This is a genomic window from Flavobacterium sp. (genome assembly GCF_031409475.1).
Classification (GTDB): Bacteria; Bacteroidota; Bacteroidia; order Flavobacteriales; family Flavobacteriaceae; genus Flavobacterium.
The window spans coordinates 34,946-60,561 of sequence record NZ_JANNXH010000073.1; the positions used below are offsets into that span (position 1 = coordinate 34,946).

At 30.3% G+C, this 25,616-nt stretch carries 20 protein-coding genes, 1 tRNA gene and 1 pseudogene; 14 read left to right on the forward strand and 8 right to left on the reverse strand.

Translation table 11 applies throughout. The features are described from left to right. Nucleotide 1 precedes the first annotated feature (1 nt). Entirely contained in the window at nucleotides 2–4,945 is a 4,944-nt protein-coding gene (locus tag RMO53_RS14325; RefSeq protein ID WP_310382005.1) for a T9SS type B sorting domain-containing protein, read from the forward strand. A gap of 4 nt (nucleotides 4,946–4,949) precedes the next feature. Continuing rightward, a complete protein-coding gene (locus RMO53_RS14330; protein WP_310382007.1) occupies nucleotides 4,950–5,870 on the forward strand; it encodes an alpha/beta hydrolase-fold protein in 921 nt (306 codons plus the stop codon). Between the two features lie 52 nt (nucleotides 5,871–5,922). On the opposite strand, the gene typA is transcribed toward RMO53_RS14330, so the two are convergent. Continuing rightward, entirely contained in the window at nucleotides 5,923–7,719 is a 1,797-nt protein-coding gene (gene typA / locus RMO53_RS14335; protein WP_310382009.1) for a translational GTPase TypA, read from the reverse strand. Nucleotides 7,720–7,880: 161 nt separating this feature from the next. Here typA and RMO53_RS14340 point away from each other — a divergent pair, with 161 nt between their 5' ends. Next, nucleotides 7,881–9,590: a PAS domain S-box protein gene (locus RMO53_RS14340; RefSeq protein WP_310382011.1), complete on the forward strand. Its 1,710-nt coding sequence runs from the start codon at nucleotides 7,881–7,883 to the stop codon at nucleotides 9,588–9,590. 6 nt (nucleotides 9,591–9,596) lie between these two features. Beyond that, the gene (locus RMO53_RS14345) at nucleotides 9,597–10,007 is read left to right on the forward strand and encodes a response regulator (RefSeq protein ID WP_310382013.1); all 411 of its coding nucleotides are present in this window, start codon (nucleotides 9,597–9,599) and stop codon (nucleotides 10,005–10,007) included. A gap of 51 nt (nucleotides 10,008–10,058) precedes the next feature. Here the strand turns inward: RMO53_RS14345 and rpsT are convergent, their stop codons facing one another. The 3 genes from rpsT to proS form a co-directional block, all read right to left on the reverse strand. After that, nucleotides 10,059–10,310: a 30S ribosomal protein S20 gene (gene rpsT, locus RMO53_RS14350; RefSeq protein ID WP_310382015.1), complete on the reverse strand. Its 252-nt coding sequence runs from the start codon at nucleotides 10,308–10,310 to the stop codon at nucleotides 10,059–10,061. A gap of 25 nt (nucleotides 10,311–10,335) precedes the next feature. Further along, a tRNA-Glu gene (locus RMO53_RS14355) sits at nucleotides 10,336–10,407 on the reverse strand. Between the two features lie 79 nt (nucleotides 10,408–10,486). Then, nucleotides 10,487–11,965 (reverse strand): proline--tRNA ligase, encoded by a 1,479-nt coding sequence (proS, locus tag RMO53_RS14360; RefSeq protein WP_310382017.1) that lies wholly within the window; start codon nucleotides 11,963–11,965, stop codon nucleotides 10,487–10,489. 100 nt (nucleotides 11,966–12,065) lie between these two features. On the opposite strand from proS, the gene RMO53_RS14365 reads away from it, so the two are divergent. Both RMO53_RS14365 and RMO53_RS14370 read left to right on the forward strand, forming a co-directional pair. Then, nucleotides 12,066–12,992 carry a hypothetical protein gene (locus RMO53_RS14365; RefSeq protein WP_310382019.1) on the forward strand — a complete coding sequence of 309 codons (927 nt, stop codon included), beginning with the start codon at nucleotides 12,066–12,068 and terminating at the stop codon, nucleotides 12,990–12,992. 100 nt (nucleotides 12,993–13,092) lie between these two features. Beyond that, nucleotides 13,093–14,652 carry an outer membrane protein transport protein gene (locus tag RMO53_RS14370; RefSeq protein ID WP_310382020.1) on the forward strand — a complete coding sequence of 520 codons (1,560 nt, stop codon included), beginning with the start codon at nucleotides 13,093–13,095 and terminating at the stop codon, nucleotides 14,650–14,652. A gap of 109 nt (nucleotides 14,653–14,761) precedes the next feature. Here the strand turns inward: RMO53_RS14370 and RMO53_RS14375 are convergent, their stop codons facing one another. Next, on the reverse strand, nucleotides 14,762–15,106 hold the full coding sequence (locus tag RMO53_RS14375) for a helix-turn-helix transcriptional regulator (RefSeq protein WP_310382022.1): 345 nt from the start codon (nucleotides 15,104–15,106) through the stop codon (nucleotides 14,762–14,764). Between the two features lie 187 nt (nucleotides 15,107–15,293). Between RMO53_RS14375 and RMO53_RS14380 the strand changes: the two genes are divergently transcribed. The 4 genes from RMO53_RS14380 (at nucleotide 15,294) to RMO53_RS14395 (ending at nucleotide 18,336) form a co-directional block, all read left to right on the forward strand. After that, the gene (locus RMO53_RS14380) at nucleotides 15,294–15,713 is read left to right on the forward strand and encodes a hypothetical protein (protein ID WP_310382024.1); all 420 of its coding nucleotides are present in this window, start codon (nucleotides 15,294–15,296) and stop codon (nucleotides 15,711–15,713) included. A gap of 262 nt (nucleotides 15,714–15,975) precedes the next feature. Further along, nucleotides 15,976–16,371: a hypothetical protein gene (locus tag RMO53_RS14385; protein ID WP_310382025.1), complete on the forward strand. Its 396-nt coding sequence runs from the start codon at nucleotides 15,976–15,978 to the stop codon at nucleotides 16,369–16,371. Between the two features lie 224 nt (nucleotides 16,372–16,595). Further along, nucleotides 16,596–17,900, forward strand: a complete 1,305-nt coding sequence (rimO, locus tag RMO53_RS14390; protein ID WP_310382026.1) for a 30S ribosomal protein S12 methylthiotransferase RimO — start codon at nucleotides 16,596–16,598, stop codon at nucleotides 17,898–17,900. 10 nt (nucleotides 17,901–17,910) lie between these two features. Next, nucleotides 17,911–18,336 carry a hypothetical protein gene (locus tag RMO53_RS14395; RefSeq protein WP_310382029.1) on the forward strand — a complete coding sequence of 142 codons (426 nt, stop codon included), beginning with the start codon at nucleotides 17,911–17,913 and terminating at the stop codon, nucleotides 18,334–18,336. Between the two features lie 71 nt (nucleotides 18,337–18,407). Here RMO53_RS14395 and RMO53_RS14400 read toward each other — a convergent pair whose 3' ends face one another. Further along, nucleotides 18,408–18,824, reverse strand: a complete 417-nt coding sequence (locus RMO53_RS14400) for a DUF1573 domain-containing protein (protein ID WP_310382031.1) — start codon at nucleotides 18,822–18,824, stop codon at nucleotides 18,408–18,410. 187 nt (nucleotides 18,825–19,011) lie between these two features. Between RMO53_RS14400 and RMO53_RS14405 the strand changes: the two genes are divergently transcribed. Both RMO53_RS14405 and RMO53_RS14410 read left to right on the forward strand, forming a co-directional pair. After that, nucleotides 19,012–20,265, forward strand: a complete 1,254-nt coding sequence (locus RMO53_RS14405; RefSeq protein WP_310382033.1) for a HAMP domain-containing sensor histidine kinase — start codon at nucleotides 19,012–19,014, stop codon at nucleotides 20,263–20,265. Nucleotides 20,266–20,421: 156 nt separating this feature from the next. Next, nucleotides 20,422–21,105: a response regulator transcription factor gene (locus RMO53_RS14410; protein ID WP_310382039.1), complete on the forward strand. Its 684-nt coding sequence runs from the start codon at nucleotides 20,422–20,424 to the stop codon at nucleotides 21,103–21,105. A 3-nt stretch (nucleotides 21,106–21,108) separates the two neighbouring features. Here RMO53_RS14410 and RMO53_RS14415 read toward each other — a convergent pair whose 3' ends face one another. Then, nucleotides 21,109–22,278, reverse strand: coding sequence for a LysM peptidoglycan-binding domain-containing protein (locus tag RMO53_RS14415; protein ID WP_310382040.1), 1,170 nt, complete (start codon nucleotides 22,276–22,278; stop codon nucleotides 21,109–21,111). Between the two features lie 153 nt (nucleotides 22,279–22,431). On the opposite strand from RMO53_RS14415, the pseudogene RMO53_RS14475 reads away from it, so the two are divergent. Further along, nucleotides 22,432–23,730 (forward strand): annotated as a pseudogene (locus RMO53_RS14475) (DUF4173 domain-containing protein); the annotation flags it as partial. A gap of 42 nt (nucleotides 23,731–23,772) precedes the next feature. Further along, nucleotides 23,773–23,946: a hypothetical protein gene (locus tag RMO53_RS14420; RefSeq protein WP_310382041.1), complete on the forward strand. Its 174-nt coding sequence runs from the start codon at nucleotides 23,773–23,775 to the stop codon at nucleotides 23,944–23,946. Nucleotides 23,947–23,982: 36 nt separating this feature from the next. On the opposite strand, the gene RMO53_RS14425 is transcribed toward RMO53_RS14420, so the two are convergent. Then, nucleotides 23,983–25,524: an acyl-CoA carboxylase subunit beta gene (locus RMO53_RS14425; protein WP_310382043.1), complete on the reverse strand. Its 1,542-nt coding sequence runs from the start codon at nucleotides 25,522–25,524 to the stop codon at nucleotides 23,983–23,985. Nucleotides 25,525–25,616 lie beyond the last annotated feature (92 nt).

Consider the following 25,616-nt stretch of genomic DNA (forward strand, 5'->3'; position numbering starts at 1 on the left):
AATGAAAAAAATAGCATTCCTATTCATGGTTTTTTTAACCATAAATTGTTTTTCCCAATTTAGCAAAACCCATTATATTCCTCCCGTAACTTGCAATACTAATTTAGCAGGTGATCAATATATCTATATTTCTACACCAAGTATAACTAATGTTAATTTTAAAATTATCGAAAATGGTGGAAACACAATAGCTGGTAGTGTAAACAATGCTAACCCTTATGTATATTCCATTGGTTCTGGTGATAATACTAGACTCTTTACACCTAAAACAAGTATCGGGATTGTTCAAAATAAAGGCTACATTATTGAAGCCGAAGATTTAGTTTATGCAAGCGTCCGAGTAAATTCTGGACTTGGTTTTGGTGGCTCATACGTTCATGCTGGCGGACTTGTTTCTAAAGGAAATAGCGCTTTAGGGAAATCATTTCGTTTAGGCGCTATGTTAAATCCCCTTTTTGATGTTACTTTATTAAATTTTGCTTCCATTTTATCTACAGAAAACGGTACTAATATTACCATTTCTAATATACCTATTGGAACTATACTCTCAAACGGTGTAGCCATTTCTGGACCATTAACTTTTACATTAAATAAAAATGAAAGTTACGTTTTAGCTTTCGAAAACTTTAATGACGGAAATCCTTTATCAAATAGTGCTAAAATGATTGGCGCATTAGTAGAATCAGACAAACCAGTGGTTGTCAACTCTGGATCGTTTGCAGGAAGTAATAGCATAACTCTTAACAATCAGGGAAATCCTGCAGGAAGAGATGTTGGTTTTGACCAAATTGTTTCTTTCGAAAAAACAGGAAAAGAATACATTTTTGTTCAAGGAATTGGTGCTAATGATTTAGAGCGTGTTTTATTAATTGCACACAAACCCAATACAGCAGTATATTTAAATGGCAACCCAAACCCTTTTATTACACTTGTTAATCCTGGTGATTATGTTGTTTTAGATGGAAGCCAATTTATTAATGGCAACCTTTATGCTTCAACAAGTGAAAATGTTTTTGCCTATCAAAGTATTGGAGGATCAGCTACGCCAGCAAATCAAAACTTATTTTTTGTACCACCATTAAATTGTGCAACGCCTAGTATCGTAGATAATATCCCATTAATAGAATCTATTGGAAATGTAACATTTATTGGCGGTTTAAATATTGTAACTAAAACTGGAGCTACTGTTTTGATTAATAATTCTCCTATTATTTCAACTCCGATTGCAGTTGTTGGCAACCCAAATTATGTACGATATACAGTAAGTAATCTCTTTGGAAACATAAATGTAAAATCTACCAAAGAAGTTTACGTGTCCTATTTTGGAACAAATGGTGCAGCAACTTATGGTGGTTATTATTCTGGATTTGATACTAAACCTGAAATAGCTTCGGATAAATTATCGATTACAAATTCATCGTGCATCCCAAATGTAGTACTTAAAATAAGCGCATTAACTGCTTATGATTCTTTTCAATGGTATAAAAATGATGTACTTATTCCATTAGCGACTAACAGCACTTATACACCAGCAGAACCTGGTTTTTATCAAGTAAAAGGAAGTATTTCTAATTGTTTGAGCGATGTTTTTTCTGATAAAATACCAGTTAGCGAATGTCCAACTAATGGTGATAATGATTTAGCAAATGATAATATTGATCTAGACTTTGATAATGACGGAATCCTTAATTGCACAGAATCGTATGGAAATCAAAATATTAATAGTTCAAATTTCGCTGCAGGGATTGTTACTGTTAGCACTTATTCAAATCCTTTTATTGGAACAGTTACTGCTACAACTCCAGCAGCAACGCTACCATTTATAGGAAATGCTGATGGCAGTTTTATAACTGAAGTTCAAGCTGGAAAAGGGTTTTCGGTAAATTACAATGTCAGTTTTCTACAACCTATAAATATTAGTCTTGAATATGTAGCGACAGCACTAGCAACAGATTTAGCCAATACAGATGCCGAGTATATTGTAAATTGTGATGTAAACAAAACCATTACTGTTTTGAACCCAACAAATCAATTACTAATTGACACCAATTATGATGGAATATATGAAAGTGGTGTAACACAATTCTCGTCTTTCGAAATTCGATTTAGAGTAAATGGCACTGTACCTTTAAATGCAGGAACTGGAACCTTTAAATTTCAATCCTACCAAACTACAAATTTTAAATTTACTCATAAAAACCTCATCGATACAGCAGGAAACAAATCGACTTTTAAACTTAGTGCAACTTGTATTCCAAAAGATTCTGATGGTGATGGAAGTCCAAATCAATTAGATTCAGATAGCGACAATGATGGAATTTTGGATAGCACAGAAGCACAAGTAAATTCAGCGATAGTTTTAACAAATGCGGATACAAATGGAGATGGAATTGACAATGCTTTTGGAAACGGATTAACTCCAATAGATACTGATGTTGATGGAGTTGTTGATTATTTGGATTTAGACAGTGATAATGACGGTATATTCGATCTTACTGAAACTGGAATCGACTCTGACGCAGATGGAATTAAAAATTATCGCGATTTAGACAGTGATAATGATTTGTGCAACGATGTAATCGAAGCCGGATTTTTAGATTCAAATGGAGACGGTTTACTTGGCGGAATTATTCCACCTACTGTTAATTCAAATGGACAAGTTTCAAGCGGAATTGGTTACACTTCGCCAAATAGTAATTACATAATAGCTGCACCAATTGCAATAACAACACAACCAACAATAGCTCCAACTTGTGAATTGCAAAATGCTACCATTACACTGGTTGATAATGGTGGAAACATGTATCAATGGCAAGTTTCGTCCGATGGTTTGACTTGGAATAACATTTTAAACAATGCAACTTATTCTGGAGCAACAACAAATATGTTAGTTATAACAAGTGTTTCAAACCCAATGAATGGTTATAAATATCGGGTACAATTAAATAAAACAGGTAATTCTTGTGGGTTAATTTCTAATGATACTGCATTAATCGTTTATGCATTACCTACGGTAAATACTGTAACAATCATTCAGTGCGATGATGATTTAGATGCTATTTCAACTTTTAATCTAACGGTTAAAAACAACTTGATTTCTAGTAATTCAGCCAATGAAACTTTTACGTATTACACGTCATTTATTGGAGCAAACACAGCAAATTCGGTAGAGTTAATTACAACACCACTTGCTTTTAAAAATACTACTCCAGGCGCAATGCCCGTTTGGGCGAGAGTTATCAATGCAAATAATTGTTTTAGAATAGCACAAATTAATTTACAAGTATTGGCAACACAAATCCCCAATACCTTTAATAGAGCTTTTGAAGTATGCGATGATTTTTTAGATCTAAATGGCATCAACAACGCAAATAATAATAAAAGAGATGGAGTGTCAACTTTCAACTTTAGCAGTGTTACAACAGCCATTCAAGGTTTATTGCCCGTTGGAAATTACGCCATAACTTATTATAGAAACCAAGCCGATGCATTAGCAGAACTCAATGTTATTACAGATGTTGTAAATTATAGAAATATTGGTTATCCAAATACGCAACAAATTTGGGGCCGAGTGGATAGTAATGTTGACAATGCTTGTTTTGGTCTTGGCCCTTTTGTGAGTTTAACCGTTGAAGCCTTACCTTATGCAAATACTGTTACTATTCCCAGACAATGTGATGACAATCAAGATGGTATTTTTACTTTTAACACTGCAACTTTACAAGCTACTTTGTTGAATGGTCAATCCAATAAAACGGTTACTTATTTTGATCAATCAAATAATCCTTTGCCAAGTCCTTTTCCAGCAACTTACGCATCAGTATCGCAAACCATCAGAGCAGTTGTAACAAATAATTCGGTATTAAAATGTTTTGACGAAACTACCATACAATTTGTTGTTAACGATTTACCCGAAGCTTTCCCGCTTTCAAATGCCTTGACTACAATTTGCGACGATGAAGCCAATCCATTATTACAAGACGGAAAATTTAGTTTTGACACTGCTACTTTCGAATCTACAATTTTAGGATCACAAACCGGAATGATAGTAAAATATTTTGATGCAAACGGAAACTCTTTGCCAAGTCCATTACCCAATCCATTCATTACTGGAACACAAAATGTAACTGTAACAGTAGAAAACCCAATAAATACTGGTTGTAAAGCAACCTTGATTTTACCATTTATTGTAAATCCATTACCCAAAATAAATTTAAATACAAATGGGGATGATGATGAATTAGTATGCTCAAACGACCCGACTTTCTTTGTTGTACTAAACGCAGGAATTCAAGACGGCTCACCTGCTAGTGATTACAGTTATGTTTGGACAAAAGATGCAACTGTTTTGGTCGGTCAAATTGAATACACTTTAAATGTTAACACCGAAGGAGATTATAGTGTTGAAGTAACGAATTCTTTTGGTTGTAGTAGCATTCGAACTATAAAAGTAACCGCATCCGACATCGCACACATTCAAGAAATTGTTATTGTAGATTTGGCCGATATTAATACAATAACTGTAAACGTAACCGGAACAGGTGATTACGAGTACAGTTTAGACGAACCTTTTGGACCATGGCAAAATTCGAATTTCTTTGATAATGTGTCCGCAGGATTTCATGAAGTTTACATCAATGATAAAAATGGGTGTGGAACCGTTTCTAAAAAAATTGCCGTTGTTGGAGTTCCAAAATATTTCACCCCAAACAATGATGGCTACAATGATTCTTGGAATGTAAAGGGAGTAAACTCCAATTATAACAGCAAATCTATTATTTATATTTTCGACCGTTATGGTAAACTCATCAAACAAGTATTACCCTCAGGAGAAGGTTGGGACGGAACTTTAAACGGAAATCCATTGCCAGGAGATGATTATTGGTACACTATAAAATTGGAAGACGGAAGAGCAGCAAAAGGTCACTTTAGTTTGAAAAGATAATCCAATGATAAAAAAAATAGCATTACTATTTCTATTGTTTTTTGCCTTGCAAATAAAGGCACAATCCATTAAGGTTTCTTCAGGAAAAATTGAACGATTTGCGAATTTTAATTCCCAATTTGTCGATGCTCGAAATATCGATGTTTGGTTACCTGATGGCTATTCAAAAAACGAAAAATATGCTGTTTTGTATATGCATGATGGTCAAGCTTTGTATGATGCTGAAAAGACTTGGAACAAACAGTCTTGGGAAGTAGATGAAACTGCAGGCAAATTAATAAACCTTCGCAAAACAAGAAAATTTATAGTTGTAGGAATATGGAACAATGGATTAAAACGTCATCCAGAATATTTTCCTGAAAAGCCCTATCAAACTTTTGATGCAAATCAAAAGAGATTCATTTCTGAAAATTTATTGAAAAGAAAAAAAATTGATGCTGAGTTTAAAGTACTATCAAATGAATACTTGAAGTTTATAGTAACCGAATTAAAACCTTTTATTGATAAAACATTTGCAACAAAAACAAACAGAAAAAACACTTTTGTTGCAGGTTCCAGTATGGGAGGATTAATTTCGTTGTATGCTATTTGCGAATATCCTAAAGTTTTTGGAGGTGCAGCTTGCCTTTCAACACATTGGACAGGAATTTATCAAAACAATGAAAATCCAATTCCTAATGCTTTTATAAACTATCTAAATCGTAATTTACCAAGTCCTAGTAAACATAAAATTTATTTTGATTATGGCAATAAAACTTTAGATAGTTTGTATCAACCTTCACAAGAACGGGTAAATAAAGTTATGATTGCCAAAGGTTTCACTAAAAAAAATTGGACTACTACATTCTTTCCCGGTAAAGATCATACCGAAAATTCTTGGAGAGATCGGCTGGATGTTCCGCTTCTTTTTTTACTGAAAAAGTAAAGCAAAAAAAAAGCCATTCTCACAAATGGCTTTTTTAGTATAAAATATAAAATTAGATTTTGAATCTTTTTCTATCTGTTTCAGTCAAATATATTTTTCTCAAACGAATCGATTTTGGAGTTACCTCAACATATTCATCTTTTTGAATGTATTCTAAAGCTTCTTCTAATGAGAAAATAATTGGAGGAATAATTCGCGCTTTTTCATCATTACCAGATGAGCGAACGTTGGATTGTTTTTTCATTTTAGTCACATTCACACACATATCATCGCTACGAGAGTTTTCTCCAATAACTTGACCTTCATAAATTTCGTCGTTTGGATTTACAAAAAACGATCCTCTATCTTGTAATTTATCGATAGAATAAGGAATTGCTTTTCCGTTTTCCATAGAGATTAACGAACCATTGTTTCTTCCAGGAATGTCACCTTTGTAAGGTTCGTAGCCAATAAAACGGTGCGCCATTATAGCTTCACCAGCAGTAGCAGTCAAGAGTTGATTACGCAATCCAATGATTCCACGTGAAGGAACATTGAATTTTACAATCATTCGTTCACCTTTTGCTTCCATAGAAAGCATTTCTCCTTTACGAATAGAAACAAATTCGACTGCTCTTCCAGACAAATGATCTGGTAAATCGATAGTCAATTCTTCGATTGGTTCGCATTTTTTACCATCAATTTCTTTAATGATTACTTGTGGTTGTCCAATTTGTAATTCGTAACCTTCTCTTCTCATGGTTTCAATAAGTACAGACAAGTGCAATACACCACGTCCAAAAACCATAAATTTATCAGCCGAATCAGTTTCACCTAACTTCATTGCTAAGTTTTTTTCTAATTCTTTTGTCAAACGGTCTCTAATGTGTCTTGATGTCACAAATTTACCTTCTTTACCAAAGAAAGGAGAATCATTAATGGTAAATAACATACTCATTGTAGGCTCATCGATTGCAATGGTTTGTAAAGCTTCTGGATTTTCAAAATCGGCTATAGTATCGCCAATTTCAAAACCTTCTATTCCAACAATAGCACAAATATCTCCAGCTATAACTTCTTGCACTTTTTTACGACCTAATCCTTCAAAAGTGTGTAACTCTTTGATTCTTGATTTTATAACTTTACCATCTCTTTTTACTAAAGAAATTGGCATTCCCTCTTTTAAAACGCCTCTTTCCAAACGACCAATCGCAATACGACCTGTAAACGAAGAGAAATCTAAAGAAGTAATTAGCATTTGAGGAGTTCCTTCTGAAACTTTTGGAGGAGGAACATTTTTAATCACCATATCTAATAATGGCTCTATGTTAGTTGTTGGATTCCTGAAATCATCCGACATCCAATTGTGTTTAGCTGAACCGTAAACTGTTGGAAAATCCAACTGCCATTCTTCAGCACCTAATTCATACATTAAATCGAAAACTTTTTCATGAACTTCTTCAGGAGTACAGTTTTCTTTATCTACTTTATTAATAACTACGCAAGGTTTTAAACCTAAATCGATTGCTTTTTGCAAAACAAAACGTGTTTGAGGCATTGGACCTTCAAAGGCATCTACTAAAAGACAAACACCATCAGCCATATTTAAAACACGTTCCACTTCGCCACCAAAATCGGCGTGACCAGGAGTATCAATAATATTGATTTTTGTTCCTTTATAAGAAACAGAAACGTTTTTTGAAGTAATTGTAATTCCTCTTTCGCGTTCAAGGTCGTTGTTATCAAGAATTAAGTCACCCGCATTTTCATTTTCACGAAAAAGTTGACAATGGTACATAATTTTATCAACCAATGTTGTTTTACCGTGATCGACGTGGGCAATAATTGCAATGTTTCTAATAGATTCCATCTGTTATTTTTAATGGGTGCAAAGGTACACTTTATTTCGATTAAAAAAACTGTATCAACAATACTTTACATTATCGTAACGCAAACTATCGTTTTTAAATATAAAAGTGTTTTTTTTAATAAAAAAAATTGTTTTAATAAATAATTTTTTATTTTTGATTAATGAAAAATAAATCGAATAAAATAATTCTTACTTATTTTATAGCTATACTTTTTTTGGTTTTTGCAAGCCAATATTTTCTACTAAAACAATACCTTCCAAAAAACCTTTTTCTTCTTAGTTTTCTAATTAGTTTTATTGTTATATCGACTTCAACTTTGTTTTTTGGCTATTTAATTTCAAGAAACAATAAATTTGTTACAAATCATTTAAATAAATTAAAAAACAGTAACGAAGAATTATCCAAGTCTAATGAACGATATGATATTGTTGCTAAAGCTACAAGCGATACTATTTGGGATTGGGATATTGGAACAAACAAATTCATATTCAATAAAGGTATTCAAGGTATTTTTGGTTATAAAAAAGAAGATGTTGGCGATTCTATTCAATGGTGGTTTGATAAAATTCATCCTGAAGACAGCTTAAAAATTTCGGTTAAAGTATATTCTTATATTGAACAAAAAACGGAGAAATGGCAAGATTATTATCGTTTTTTATGTTCTGATGGATCCTATAAATATATTTATGATAGAGGTTTTTTAGTAATGGATGATACTAAAAAAGTTATTCGAGTTATTGGAGCAATGCAAGACATTACAAAACTTAAAGAAGAAGAACAACGGTTGCGTTTATTAGAAACTGTAATTACTCAAACGAAAGATTCAATTATAATTACTGAATCTGAGAGTAACGAGAGAGGAATTCCGAAAATTGTATATGTAAATCCAGCTTTTACAAAACTGACAGGTTTTTCATCAAAAGAAGTTATTGGGAAAACTCCTAAAGTTTTTATGAGTAAGAATTCTGTAAGAAAAGATATAAAAAACTTAGCAAATGCTATTAAAAAAAAGGAAGAATTTACTTTTGAAACTTTAAATTATAATAAAAAAAATGAAGAATATTGGGTTAATTTTACTATGATTCCAATTACAAATTTCGATAATGAACATTCGCATTGGATATCAATTCAAAGAGATATTTCAAAAGAAAAAGAAAGAGAAGAAGAACGAGAACATTTAATAAGTGAGTTAACGCAGAATAATAAAGATTTAAAACAATTTTCTTATATTACTTCTCATAATTTAAGAGCGCCTTTGTCTAATCTTACTGGATTGTTAAATTTAATTGAAGACATTCCGATTGAAAATGAAGAATTAAAAGAATTATTAGATGGTTTTTCGAAATCAACCGGATTATTAAATGAAACAATAACCGATTTAGTTAATGTAATTATTATTAAAGACAGTCCGTCTATTCAAAAAGAAGAAGTAGAAATAAGAGATGTTTTTGAAAATGTATTCAATCAATTAACTTTTATTATTGGTGTTCAAAAACCTATATTAAAATTGTCTTTCGATAACGCAAAAACTTTAATTATAAATAAATCGTATTTAGAAAGTATTTTATTAAATTTGATGACAAACTCTTTGAAATACAGAGATGAAAAGAGGCAACTTAAAATATTTATTACGTCATCTATTGAAGGGAATATGACTGTTATTGAATTTGCTGATAACGGAATTGGCATCGATTTAGAAAGAAATAAAGATAAAGTTTTTGGATTATACCAAAGATTTCATAATCATACCGACAGTAAAGGATTGGGATTGTATTTAGTTAAATCTCAAGTTGAAGCAATGGGAGGAAGTATATCAATTCATAGTGAAGTTGGAAAAGGCACTTCTTTTAAAATATTATTTAAAAATTAATGTAAAATGTTAGAAAAAATACTTTGTGTGGACGATGATCCGATAACTTTAATGCTTTGTAAAAAAGTAATAAAAAAATCAGATTTTTCACAAGAAATTGATTCCGCAAATAATGGAGAAGAAGCTCTAAAATATTTTGATAATTTAATAATTGAAAATGTAAATCAAGCAAATAACTTTCCTCAATTAATATTTTTAGATTTAAATATGCCTATAATGAATGGTTGGGAATTTCTGGATATTTTTTCTAAAAATGAATATTTGGAAAATTTTTATAAAACTAAAGTAATTGTTTTATCTTCAACAATTGATCCTAATGATATAAAAAAATCAAAAGATTATCCAATGGTTATAGAATTTTTATCAAAACCAATAACATCTGAAATTCTTGAAATATTAAAAAATATAATCAAATAAAAAAAGCCTCCATAATTATGGAAGCTTTTTAAATATAATTATATTAAACTTTTAAAGTTTAGCAACATGTTTTGTTAATTTTGATTTTAAATTAGCTGCCTTGTTATCATGAATAATGTTCTTTTTAGCTAATTTATCTATCATAGATATAACACCTGATAATTTTGAAGATGCATCAGATTTATCTGTAGCTATCCTTAAAGCTTTTATAGCATTACGAGTAGTTTTGTGCTGGTATCTATTTAATACTCTTTTTTTATCGTTACTTCTAATTCTTTTTAAAGCTGACTTATGATTTGCCATTTTTTTTTATTTTATAAGTTAAATGTAGCCCGTAGGGGAATCGAACCCCTCTTACATGGATGAAAACCATGCGTCCTAACCGATAGACGAACGGGCCATCTTCTTGAATGCGGATGCAAAAATACAACTATTTTTTATTCACACAATAGTAGAAAGTTATTTTTTTTTATTTTTTTTTAATATGCTTTAGCAAATAGCACTCTACCAGTTGACTTGCCTCCAGAAAAAACACATATTCCTTCTTGTTCTTTTCTATCTATTGGAATACAACGAATACTTGCTTTGGTTGCGTCTTTAATTTTTTCTTCGGTTTCTGATGTTCCATCCCAGTGAGCTGCTATAAAGCCAGTTTTATTTTCTAGTACTTCTTTAAACTCATCAAAAGAGTTAACTTCAGTAATATGAGTATTTCTATATTCTAAGGCATTATTAAACAAGTCATTCTGAATAATAATTAATAAATCACTTATGTAAGTTACAATTCTTTCTTTACTAATTATTTCTTTAGACAATGTATCGCGACGCGCAACTTCAAAAGTTTCATTTTCTAAATCTTTTGGTCCAACAGCAATTCTGATTGGAACTCCTTTCAACTCCCATTCGGCAAACTTAAAGCCTGGTTTTTGTGTCAATCTGTCATCATATTTAACCGAAATTTTTAACTTTTTAAATTGAGAAACTAAATCTGATACAACTTTTGTTATCGCTTCAAATTCATAATCAGTTTTAAAAATGGGAACAATTACAACTTGAATTGGCGCTAAATTTGGAGGCAAAACTAATCCATTATCGTCAGAATGAGTCATAACTAGAGCTCCCATTAATCGTGTAGAAACTCCCCAAGAAGTTCCCCAAACGTATTCTTGTTTCCCTTCTTGATTTGCAAATTTTACCTCGAATGCTTTTGCAAAGTTTTGTCCTAAAAAATGTGAAGTTCCTGCTTGCAATGCTTTGCCGTCTTGCATTAATGCTTCAATACAATACGTTTCTTCTGCACCAGCAAATCGCTCCGATTCTGTTTTTAATCCTTTAATTACAGGAATTGCCATGAAATTTTCAACAAACTCTGCATAAACATTCATCATTTTTTCAGATTCTTCAATTGCTTCTGCTTTTGTAGCATGAGCTGTATGACCTTCTTGCCATAAAAATTCGGCAGTTCTCAAAAACAACCGCGTTCTCATTTCCCATCGCACTACATTTGCCCATTGATTAATTAAAAGTGGTAAATCTCTATACGATTGCACCCAATTTTTATAAGTACTCCATATAATTGCTTCACTTGTTGGTCGAACAATTAGTTCTTCTTCCAATTTAGCATTTGGATCGACCATTAATTTTCCAGGTTTATCTGGATCGTTTTTTAATCGGTAATGTGTCACAATCGCACATTCCTTTGCAAATCCTTCAGCATTTTTTTCTTCTGCTTCAAACATACTTTTGGGAACAAAAAGCGGAAAATAGGCATTACTATGTCCTGTTTCTTTAAACAATCGATCTAATTCAGCTTGCATTTTTTCCCAAATAGCATAACCATAGGGTTTGATAACCATACAGCCTCTAACGCCTGAGTTTTCAGCTAAATCTGCTTTAACTACTAGTTCGTTGTACCATTTGGAATAATCTTCATTTCGTGTTGTTAAGTTCTTACTCATAATGAATAGTTTGGCATAAAAATTGTTTAACTTATTTTAACTAAATAGTTCGACAAAACTAACTATTTTTGTAATGAACAACAATAAAAAAGCTATAGATATGAAAACAAATTATTTTTCTTCAAAAAAATTATCCATTTATACGCTATTTGGATTTAGTGTTATGGTTATAGCATCTTGTGGGTCAACTCAAAATAAATCATATTATGATAATGATGGAATTTATGGAAGTTCTTCCAAATCGACACAAAATGATGTTGTAGCTACTAATAAATATAAAGAGTATTTCAGTTCTTTAAACCAAGAAAATCAAGAAATTTTTACTGATGTTGAAAATTATTCAACTGTAACAGATACTGTTAATAAAAATTCAATCGTAGAAACTAATTCTAATAGTAGTTGGGGTTCTAATCCTACAACAACAACTGTAATAGTTTATGATAATAATTGGGGTGGAGGCTGGAATAACTGGGGTTGGAACAATTGGGGTGGAGGTTGGAATAACTGGGGTTGGAATAACTGGGGTTGGAACAACTGGGGTTGGAACAATTGGGGTTGGAACAATTGGGGTGGCAATTTTGGTAATCCTTATTTTTGCGGTGATGGTTTTTACAATAATGGAGGTTTTTACGGAAATAATTATGCCTATGGTAATGGCAGAAGGGATCGTATTAGTAATGTTGGTTCTCGTCAAAGAACTACGATAACTCCTACCAGATATAATACAACAACTCCAACTAGAGGCTATACATCTACTGATAATAGACCAAATACTATAAGAACAAACTCTAACAGCAGAAATTATTCTACTAGATCCAATACTACATCGTCAAAACCTAACACAACTGCGAGAGATAATAGTACTAATTCTAGAAATAATACTACATCTCCTTCTCGAGACTATAATACAAATTCAAGAAGTGATTCACCTCGTTCCTATTCTCCTAGTTCTGGTGGTAGTCGTTCAAGTGGCTTTGGTGGCGGTGGCGGTGGACGTTCAAGTGGTGGCGGTGGCGGTAGAAGATAATATCTCTTTAATTTTTTTATTTTATAGCATATTTTAATGAATGACCTATTTATTAATATTTTGTTATTGCCTAATCCTTATTTTAAAAATTAGTTCTGTTATGAAAAACATAATTTCTTTAATGATTACAGTCTTTATTGTGTTCACAATACAATCTCAAAATACAATTGATGCATTACGTTATGCACAAGATAATCTTAATGGAACTGCACGTTTTAGAGCTATGAGTGGTGCTTTTGGAGCTTTAGGTGGTGATTTTTCTTCCTTAAATGTAAATCCAGCTGGTTCAATTGTATTTTCAAATAATCAAATCGGACTTACACTTAGTAATTTCAATAACAACAATAAGTCAAACTATTTTGGGAAAAGTACTACGGAAAATGATAATGCTTTAGACCTAAATCAAGCTGGTGGTGTTTTTGTTTTTACTATTCCAAAAGAAAATACCAATTGGAAAAAATTTGCAATAGCAATAAATTATGATAATGCAAATAATTTAAATAATACTGTTTTTTCAGCTGGCACCAATCCAACAAACTCAATAGCTAATTATTTTTTAAGTTATGCTAATGCAAATGGGGGAATTCCTCTAGAATTATTACAAACACAACCTGGAGAATCAATACAAAATTTATATTCATTTCTTGGTGGATTACCCGATTCAACTACTTATTCAACTATAAATGGTTACAGTGCTCAACAAGCTTTTCTGGGTTATCAAGCTTTTATAATTGATCCCAATTTACCTTCAACTACTCAATATAATTCTTTAGTTGCTCCTGGCGGAAATTATTATCAAGAAAATAGAGTAGTATCAAATGGATATAACGGAAAACTAACTATTAATGCATCAGCACAATACACTGATAAATTTTCTTTTGGATTAAATATAAATTCTTACTTTACTGATTACCAACAAACATCTACTTTTACTGAAACTAATACTAATAATACTTCAACAACCGATTTAGTTAAACGTGTTCGTTTTAATAACGATTTGTATACTTACGGAACTGGATTGTCGTTTCAATTAGGAACTATTTACAAACCTGTTAAAGAAATTCGTGTCGGATTAGCTTATGAGTCACCAACTTGGTACCGATTGAACGACGAGTTTTCACAAACATTAGTGGCTACTAGCGGAAGTACAAATGGTAATTTACCACCCGATGTTGTTGATCCAAATACAATAATAATTTATGAACCTTATAATTTACAAACACCTAGCAAATGGACAGGTAGTTTTGCTTATGTATTTGGAAAAAAAGGATTAATCAGTTTGGATTACGCTATTAAAGATTACAGCAAAACACAATTCAAGCCTAATAATGCTTTTACACAAACCAATGTTCAAATGGCAAATAATCTTGATGTTTCTAGCGAAATTCGAGTTGGAGCCGAATATAGAATCAAAAAAATTAGTTTACGTGGTGGTTACCGATTTGAACAAAGTCCGTTTAAAGATGGTAAATCGGTTGGCGATTTAACCGGATATTCTGGAGGCTTAGGTTATAATTTTGGTTCTGTCTTATTAGATTTGGCCTTTTCTCAGTCGCAAAGAGAAACACAACAAGGTTTTTTCTCTCGAGGGCTTACAGATCCTGCAATGATAAAAACAATAAACAATACTATTTCTGTTACTTTACTTTTTGAACTGTAAAAAATAAAATAAAACCATTTGTTGATTTGAATGGTTTTTGCTATTTATTAGATGAAAAATAATTTAATCGTCATCTCAGTTTTCAATTTAAAATTAAATTATTTACTTTCTAAGTTTTACTCATCAATGATATTAAAGTATCCAATTTAGCATGAAAAATATCAAAAATATTTTTAGGAACATTTACTTTAATCTCATATCCGTTTATTGAATTATCATTTTCTCCGTGATTGTGAGTAATATTTATTAAAGGAATATCGGCTTCTTTAATTTTATCAACATCTACATTAAGTACTTTTGCAAATCTTTCCCATTCATCATCAGTAATGGTAATTCTTCCTTTTTCACGTCGATTATATTGAGATTGATCCATAGCAACTAGTTCTGAAAAAACTTCTTGAGTAAACATTGATTTTCTAATTTTTTTTAATTTTTCTTTAGGCTGTAATATCATAATTTAAGATTTTGTTAGTATATGTTACCAAAAATATTAAAATTAAATAGATGAATAACATTTATGCAAAAAAATGTGTGAAAAATTCACATTTTTTTTTAAACCGAACCTTCATAATTTTACCAAACTAAATATCGCGATACATTTTGTTTTATCAATTTTATTATTAACTTTAAATTTTATTATTATGAAAAATTTATTTTATTCTTTATTTATTAGTTTTTTATTTATTGGTTGTTCTTCTGCTCAGACAAATCCTGCTCAGACAAATCCTGAAAGATTAATTAATTTTTGGTTTACTGCAACTGCAACAATGGTTAGTGCTGTAAATGGATGCTACACAGTTAATTTAGTAATTAATTACCATGATGAAAGTGGGCAAGTTTGGCAATTTGCTAATCAAAATGTTCAAGTAGGCACTAATTGTACAAGAGTAGTATCTGGATCGACCAAATGCAAAGATATTTTGTATAAAGGTGATTACATTATTGGAAGTGATAAACCAGAATACAAAGATTGCTTAGTTGATTATTTAAAAGACGAGGTAACATATGCCAAGTATGTTATAAGCAGAGAAAAAGCAATATCAGATTTTCTTAAAAAATGATACAAATAGTATTCAATATCTAAATCTATTAAAATCTTACAAAATCAATTTAAACCTCACTTCTATATATTTTATGGATGTAGTATGTTGTGAAATTAATTTGACCAAATAAATAAATATATCTAAAATCTCCTATTAAATTAATGTAGATTCTAGCATAGAAAATAAATATTTATGCAATTGGAAATAGTAAATTTGTTTGGTCAAATAAAATTATTTAAGACTTTATAATCAACAGTTAAGCTTTTAACAAAAAACTTTAGTGAACAAAATTTTAAAAATTATTTTTTTTATTTCAATTAACACTTTTGCTCAAACAGATATACAAAATATTTTAAAAGGTGGTGAAATACTAGTAAATGGAATATCTTTTTTTAAAAATAATGTATCGGAATCTAAAGAAACCAACAAAAAAATTATTGAAAGTGTTTGTGTCAAAAACAAACTTCTCGATAGGATAACTTTTATATTAGTTGGTAAAGATGGAGATGATAATGATATTAAAAAAGAACTCATAATCCAAAAAGAAGGAAAAGAATGCGTTTTTGAATTACCAAAAGGCATTTACACATATGAAATTATATTGTCTAATAAAGAAGTTTTTAAAAAAGGCGAATATAAATTCAATGAAGAAATAACCATTACGATTAAGGAATAGTAACTATCCATTTCAAATTAAACTCTAAAACCATTCGTTGATTTGAATGGTTTTTTTTGTATACTTACATCACTATTTAGCCCTGACAGCAGCGATATCCTTTATCGCAGATAAAGATATAGCGAATGGCAGGAAAATGGAAACCAAAAAAGCCCAAAAGTTTCGCTTCTAAAGATAAATAACGTAATTTTGCAAAATTCTCAAAATAATTGAGATTTAAGTATATGAGAACCAAATCGGTAAAGAAAAATAGAATCAACGTTATTACACTTGGATGTTCTAAAAACACTTACGATAGTGAGGTGTTAATGGGACAATTAAAAGCCAGTGGAAAAGATGTGGTTCATGAACAAGAAGGTAATATTGTAGTAATTAATACGTGTGGTTTTATTGATAATGCCAAAGCAGAATCGGTAAATACTATATTAGAATATGCTGATAAAAAAGAGAAAGGTTTAGTCGATAAAGTATTTGTTACAGGTTGTTTATCAGAAAGATACCGCCCCGATTTAGAGAAAGAAATTCCGAATGTAGATCAGTATTTTGGCACAACAGAATTGCCTTTATTATTAAAAGCACTTGGTGCCGATTACAAACACGAATTGCTTGGTGAACGTTTAACAACTACGCCAAAAAATTATGCTTATTTAAAAATTGCTGAAGGTTGTGACCGACCTTGTAGCTTTTGTGCTATTCCGATTATGAGAGGCAAACACGTTTCACAAACTATCGAAAAATTGGTTAAAGAAGCCGAAGGTTTGGCTAAAAATGGTGTGAAAGAATTAATTTTAATAGCGCAAGATCTGACTTATTATGGTTTGGATTTATACAAAAAAAGAAATCTTGCCGAATTGCTTGAAAACTTAGTGAAAGTTGATGGAATTGAATGGATTCGTTTACATTATGCTTTTCCAACGGGTTTTCCAATGGATGTTTTAGAATTGATGAAACGCGAACCAAAAATTTGTAATTATATTGATATTCCGCTACAACATATTTCTGATTCTATTTTGAAATCGATGCGACGAGGAACAACAAAAGAAAAAACGACTAAATTACTCAAGGAATTTCGTAAAGCTGTTCCTGAAATGACAATTCGAACAACTTTAATTGTTGGTTATCCTGGCGAATCGCAAGAAGATTTTGAAATTATGCGCGATTGGGTTCAAGAAATGAAATTTGAACGTTTGGGTTGTTTTACGTATTCTCATGAAGAAAACACGCATGCTTATTTACTTGATGATAACGTTCCCGAAGAAATAAAACAAGCTCGTGCAGCTGAAATAATGGAAGTACAATCGCAAATTTCGTGGGATTTAAATCAAGAAAAAATCGGTCAAACTTTTAAATGTATTATCGATAGAAAAGAAGGTCAATATTTTGTTGGAAGAACTGAATTCGACAGTCCAGATGTTGATAATGAAGTATTAATCGACGCTGCAAAATTTTATGTAAAAACAGGCGAATTTGTATATGTGAAAATATTTGATGCAACAGAGTTTGATTTATATGGTGAACCAATTAAATAATTAAATAAACATGAAAAAAATAAATTTATTCTTTACTGTTTCACTTCTATTATTTCAAGTGGTTGTATCGGCACAAAATAATGGTATGAGAGGAAACAATCAATTTGATACTGAACCTACTATAAATGAAGAAAGACAAAAAGAAGATATCGAGAAAATGAATAAAGAAACCGTTGAAAAATCGGTTGCTGTATTAAAAACTGATTTAAAATTAGATGCTCTACAAGAAATTGCTATCAAGCAAATTGTAACAGAAACATTTAAAACACGAGGAATTATAATGAAAAAAGAAGAAAATCAAGAAAAAAAGTTGAGTGCTTTACAAGCTCTTTCTGAAACCACAAAAACAAAAATTTTGGCATTACTAAATAACGACCAAAAGACAAAATTTTTAGAGAAGAAAGACGATGCAAAAAAGAAAAAGAAAAAAAATTAAATTAAATTTTAATATAAAAAACTCCTAAACAATTAAGTTTAGGAGTTTTTTTTGACTTTTTTTACAATAACTTAAACTTTAGCCAAAACTATACCTTTAAAAGTCAATACTTTTGGAGTTTCCTCAGCATTAGTGGTTACAGTAACCGTTTTAGTAAATGCACCAACATTTGAAGCATTGTAAGTAGCTTTTATTATTGCTGTTTTACCTGGAGTAATTGGTTCTTTAGTATAATCGGTTGCTGTACACCCACAAGAACCCTGAACATTTGTAATAATTACTGTTGCTTTTCCAGTATTTATAAATTCATATTCTATTAATTTTGGTGTTCCTTGCGGAATTTGTCCAACATCAATAAGATCTGATTTCCAAGAAATTGGAGAAGCATCTACCTCTTTTACAATTGAATCTTTATAAATTGGATTCACTGAAAATGACATTAATGATAAGGTTAATGCCAACATTGAAATTTTAATTGCATTTTTCATTTTTTAAATGTTTAAATTAATACTCTTCTTTTTTTGATTGTCCGAAATGGATTCGGATTATGTTCACCGGTTTGAACAATTCAAAAGTATTTCAATAGTAGAAGCACTGTTGTTAAATGATTTCAAATGTTTGTTAATGACGTGTTAAGTCTAAAATCATATGTATTTTTTTTAGTAATATTACAGGGTGAAAACAAAAAAATTAAATATAATTATTGTACTCGGACTAGTAGCCACTATAGGAATATTAATTGCGCAATTACTTTGGACAAAAGAAGCTTTTAACTTAGAAGAGAAAAAGTTTTCTCAAAAAACACATATTGCTTTACTAGAAGTTGTGAAAAAACTCTATGAAGGAACAACAAGTGAATTACCCGCTGAAAATCCGATTAAAAAAGTGGCTAACGATTATTATATCGTTAATGTAGAAAATGATTTTCAACCTGATATTCTAGAATATTATTTAAAAACCGAATTTGCTAAATTCGATATTACAACCGATTTCGAATATGCTATGTACAACTGTCAAAGTGATGAAATGGTTTATGGAAATTACATTTCATCAAGTGATAAAACTCAAAATAAAGAATCGGTTCATTTTCCAAAACACAAAAATCTAGTTTATTATTTTGCCATTCGATTTCCAAATGAAAAAACCTATTTATTTAGCTCATTACGATTCTGGTTTGTACTTTCTTTTGCTTTAATCATTATACTATTAGTTTATGTATATTCGATTTACACCATTATCCAACAAAAGAAATACTCCGAATTACAGCGTGATTTCATCAATAATATGACACACGAATTTAAAACTCCTTTATCATCTATATTGCTAGCTTCAAGCTATTTAAACAAACAAGAAGTGATTTTAAAAGATGAAAAACTCGAAAAATATACCGAAATTATTATCAATCAAAGTAAAAAACTCAACAGTCATATTGAGCAAATTTTAAATATTGCTAAATCGGATAACTCTCCAATGCATATGGAAAAAACTACCGTTAAAGTAGTTCCGATTATAAAAGATGTTGTTGAAAATATGCAATTAAAACATCCTAATTTAACTGTTGAAATTAATTTAGATGCCGATTTAACAATCCAAGCAGACGAATTTCATTTTACCAATATTGTATATAATTTATTTGACAATTCAATAAAATACTGTGATGAAAATCCGTTTATAACAATCAATAACTCTCAAGACAAAACACAAATTAAACTTGATTTTATAGATAATGGAATTGGAATTTCCAATAAAAATTTAAATTTTATATTTGAAAAATTTTATCGAATTCCGAGTAAAAAAAGTAATGAAATAAATGGTTTTGGACTCGGTTTGTATTATGTGAAAAAGATTTGTTCACAACACCATTGGAAAATTTTCGCAACAAATAATAACGATAAAGGCATTGCAATTTCTATTGTAATTCCGAAATGATAAAATATAAATTACTCAAATAAAATTAGTATTAACTAAATAACTTAAAGAATTTGTGTAAATTAGTGTAATTCGTTTTAAACAAAATTAGGATCAAATTAGCTAGCGCTCTGTTCACTTTGCTCGAGTTACTTCGTTCCTTGCAATGACAAAACTATGACAAAATATAAAATTCTTTACGCCGAAGACGATGAAACACTTGCTTTTCTTACAAAAGACAATCTCGAATTGTATTATGATGTAACACATTGCAATGATGGTGAATTGGCTTTTGAAGCTTTCAAAAAAACCGATTTTGATATTTGTATTTTGGATATTATGATGCCAAAAAAAGACGGATTTGAACTTGCAGAAGCTATCCGAAAAAAAAATACCGATGTTCCAATAATCTTTCTATCCGCTAAAACATTAAAAGAAGATCGAATTAAAGGATTGCGTTTGGGAGCCGACGATTATTTAGTAAAGCCATTTAGTATTGAAGAATTACTTCTTAAAATTGAAATCTTTTTAAAGCGTTCTCAAAAAAAATCAATTTCGGATACTACCATTTATACTGTCGGAAAATACCAATTTGACAGTAAAAATTATTTGGTTTTTACCGATACTGAAAAAATTAGTTTAACACAAAGGGAATCTGAACTTTTAAAGCTTTTTATCGAAAATAAAAATGTGGTGATGAAAAGAGAAGAAATATTAAAATCTCTTTGGGGAACCGACGATTATTTTATGGGAAGAAGTTTGGATGTTTTTATCTCTCGATTGCGCAAAATACTTGCTGATGAAAAAGAAATTGCAATCGAAAACCTTCACGGAATTGGGTTTAAGTTTAATATGAAATAGAATTTATTCAGTTAAAATTCGGTTGATTTGAATAAAAGATCTTGCATAATAGTCTTCTTTTGTAGACGAAATAATAACTCCCATTTGTGTGGATGAATGTATGAATTTAATTTCTTCTTCAACAACTTCCGTAACCATTCCAACATGACTAATTCGTCCTTTTCCAAAAGTTGCAAAGAAAATTAAATCGCCTTTTTGTGCTTGCGATTTATCAATTTGTTGACCGTAATTTGCCATTTCTTTTGAAGTTCGAGGCAAAATCATATCAATATTTTTAAAGGTACTAAACATTAATCCCGAGCAATCAAAACCATCATTTGTTGTACCTCCACTTCGGTATCGAACACCTAAATTTTCTGAAGCTTTTGCAATTAAAAAATCAGCTTTCGATACATTTTCAAACGATATTGGTTTTACAACTTTAACTTCTTTTAGATTTGAAATTATTTCTATTGGAGCAACAATTACATTCTCATCAATTCCTGCTTTTACAATCAAATTATAACCAACTGGAAGTCCAGACGGCAAATTCGGATTTAATTTTTGCAATTCTGAAACCGAAACACCATACTTTTTTGAAATTCGAAATAAGGTTTCTTTGGGTTGTACTTTGTGCATAACTGCATTTTCAGAAATTATTTCAGTTAATTTTGGTTCTTCAACTCCAAGTTTATGTTCAATTTTTACTTCGCCTTTTATATCAGAAATAAAATTAGAATGGTTAAATTTAAGCTTTGCTCCTATTTTTAAATTGCCCGTTTTCAATTCTGGATTCATCTCACAAATCTCCTCCATCGTTACGCCATACTGCTTTGAAAGACTGTATAATGTTTCTTTGGGTTTTATAATGTGTGTTATAAAAGATGAATTCGTAGTAGTACTATTTTCCTCTTTCTTTTTAATTTCTGAAGCAATCTTCTTTTTCTCAACTTTAGATTTTTCCTCTTCTCCTTTGAACTTTTTATTCGGAATCGTAACTACAACTTTTATACCTAAAACTGCTCCTTTTAACTTCGGATTCAATTCATAAATATCTTTTTCTGTTACATCGTATTTTTGCGCAATCGAATAAATCGACTCGCCACTTTTTACATTGTGTTTAATGATTTTTTGAGAAAAGGCAGTAGTGCTACAAAAAATTATAATCAGAAAAATAAATTTAAAAAACTTCATGTGTAATAATCATTCAGAAGTACAAAATGTACCATTTAAAAAGGCACAAGTTAGCATAAAATGGCTTTTTTATTGGCTTTTTTAACTTAAAATTAATTATCATCAATACTATATTCCAATCATAATCGTTATAAACTAAACAAATTAAAATAAATGAATTCAAAAATAAAAATTATTGTTACCCTTTTATGTTCTTTACTATTGACAATTTTATTTCATAAAAAAGCTTTAGGAATCAATTTATTTATAGCTGAAATAATTCTTCTCTTTTATCTAATTAAATCAAAACAGTTTAAATTTCAATCTTTCAATGCAAAGCATACACTTTTAGGAGTTTTGATTACTTCAATAGCTACAATTTTAATTCATTCCATATTATCCTACTTTATTAATTTTTTATCATTGTTTATTTTATTTGGAATCTTAATATATCCTGAAGTAAAATCGTTGCTAAATTCAATCGGATTATCATTTTATAACTTATTTAATTCGCAAATTCATTTTTTTAGAACGTTGTCAAATACCAATAAAAATGGAATAAAAATTGAAAAAATACTAAAAAAGAAAAGCCTATTTATAATACCTATTTTCATTATTATCCTTTTTATTTTATTATACAGAAAGTCAAATCCAGTGTTTGATAAATTATTTTCTGACTTTTTAAATACAATAAATCATTACATTTTAAAATTCTTTGAGAATATTGATTTAACATTACTTTTTACGATACTAATTTGCTTGTTTATTAGTAATTTAATTGTTTTTAGAACGATAAATAAAAAAATTATCGAAAGTGATTTTAATGCATCTTTTTTCTTAAAAAGAGTAAAGGTTAAAAAATATAAACCATTTAAATTCAATGATTTAAAGAATGAATATAGAGCTGGTGTTTTTTTACTAATTGTTTTAAATGTTTTGTTATTAATTTTAAACCTAATAGACATTAATTGGGTTTGGTTTAATTTTAAATGGGAAGGTCAATTTTTAAAACAATTTGTCCATGAGGGAACCTATCTATTACTACTTTCAATTTTTATCTCAATTGGTTTAGTATTATTTTTCTTTAGGGAAAATTTGAACTTTTATTCGAAAAATAAATTATTAAAATACTTAAGTTATGTCTGGTTAATCCAAAATGGCATTTTAATAATTTCAGTAGCTATAAGAAATTTTTATTATATTAATTATTTTTCACTTGCCTACAAAAGAATAGGCGTTTTGCTTTTTTTAATTTTAGCACTGTATGGACTTTATACAGTTTTTAACAAAGTCAAAAACAAAAAAACTTCTTTTTATTTGTTTCAAACCAATTTTTCTGCAATGTTCATTTTGTTAATTATAAGCTCAATTATTAATTGGGATAAAGTAATTGTAAATTATAATTTTAAGCATGCAAACAATTCATTTTTGGATTTAAATTATTTAGCTGATTTTTCAGATAAGACATTGCCTTTTTTAGATAAGTCATTAGTTGAACTAAAAAAAATAGAGCGAATGCAAACTATAAAATTTCCTTTTTTTAAAGATTATATCACATCCGAAGATTATCAGTCAATTATTGAAAATAAGAAGAAAAAATTTATTAAAGATTGGGAAGAAAAAGGGTTTTTATCATGGAATTTACCTGAATATTTAGCTTATAAAAAAGTAAAAACGAGCTCTCAATAATAAATCAAAAGCTCGTTCATCTCTTAATTAGTTCAACTACAGCGGAATATTTCCATGTTTTCTATTTGGTTTACTCACTTCTTTATTTTCCAACATACTAAAAGCTTTTAGTAATTTTCGACGTGTATCATGAGGTAAAATAACCTCATCTATAAATCCGCGTTGTGCTGCTGTATAAGGATTGGCGAATAACTCTGCATATTCCGCTTCTTTTTCTAATAATTTCGCAGCAGGATCGGCAGCTTCGCTGATTTCTTTTTTAAAAATAATTTCAGATGCGCCTTTAGCTCCCATTACAGCAATTTCGGCACTTGGCCAAGCAAAATTCATGTCGGCTCCAATGTGTTTGGAGTTCATAACATCGTAAGCACCACCATAAGCTTTACGAGTAATTACTGTTACTCTTGGAACTGTAGCTTCGCTAAAAGCATATAATAATTTGGCTCCGTGAACAATAATTCCGTTCCATTCTTGATCAGTTCCTGGTAAAAATCCGGGAACATCCTCCAATACCAACAACGGAATATTAAAACAATCACAAAAACGAACAAATCGCGCCCCTTTTATCGAACTTTTCACATCCAAACAACCAGCTAAAAACTTCGGGTTATTAGCAACAATTCCGATACTTCTTCCTCCTAAACGAGCAAAACCAACAACAATATTTTCAGCAAAAGCAGCATGAATTTCAAAAAACGAATCTTCATCTATAATATTTGAAATAACATCATGCATATCATAGGGTTTATTAGCATTATCAGGAATGATAGAATCTAATTTATCTCGAAGTTCATCGCCGAATTCAAAAGGCAATTTTGGTGTTGTTTCTTTATTATTTTGTGGTAAATAACTCAATAGTTTTTTAATATCTTCCAAACATTCAACACCATTTGGAGAGGTAATATGTGCTACACCCGATTTGGTAGAATGTGTGCTGGCTCCACCTAATGCCTCCGAAGTGACTTCTTCATTAGTAACTGTTTTCACTACATTCGGACCAGTAACAAACATATAACTCGTGCCTTCCACCATCATGGTAAAATCCGTCATAGCTGGCGAATAAACAGCACCACCGGCACATGGTCCCATAATAGCCGAAATTTGTGGAATTACTCCACTTGATTGTACATTTCTATAAAAAATATCGGCGTAACCTCCAAGAGAACGAACTCCTTCTTGAATACGTGCACCACCAGAATCGTTCAATCCAATCATAGGAGCACCACTTTTTAAAGCCATATCCATTACTTTACAGATTTTTTCTGCATGAGTTTCAGAAAGTGAGCCTCCAAAAACAGTAAAGTCTTGTGCAAAAACATATACAAGTCTACCATTAATTGTTCCGTAACCAGTGATTACTCCATCACCGTAGAAGATTTCTTTTTCCATTCCGAAATCGGTTGTTCTGTGCGTAACTAACATTCCGATTTCTTCAAACGAACCTTCATCCAATAAATAATTCACGCGTTCACGAGCAGTTAGTTTTTTGTTGGCGTGTTGTTTGGCAATACGGTTTTCGCCACCGCCTAACTTAGCAAGTGCAATTTTATCATTGAGTAATTTTATTTTGTCTTCCATATTTTTTTTTTAGATAAAAGAAAATAGATAAGAGAGAATAGACTTAACTATCTTTCCATGAAACCTCTCTTTTCTATATTCTTATTCTTTGT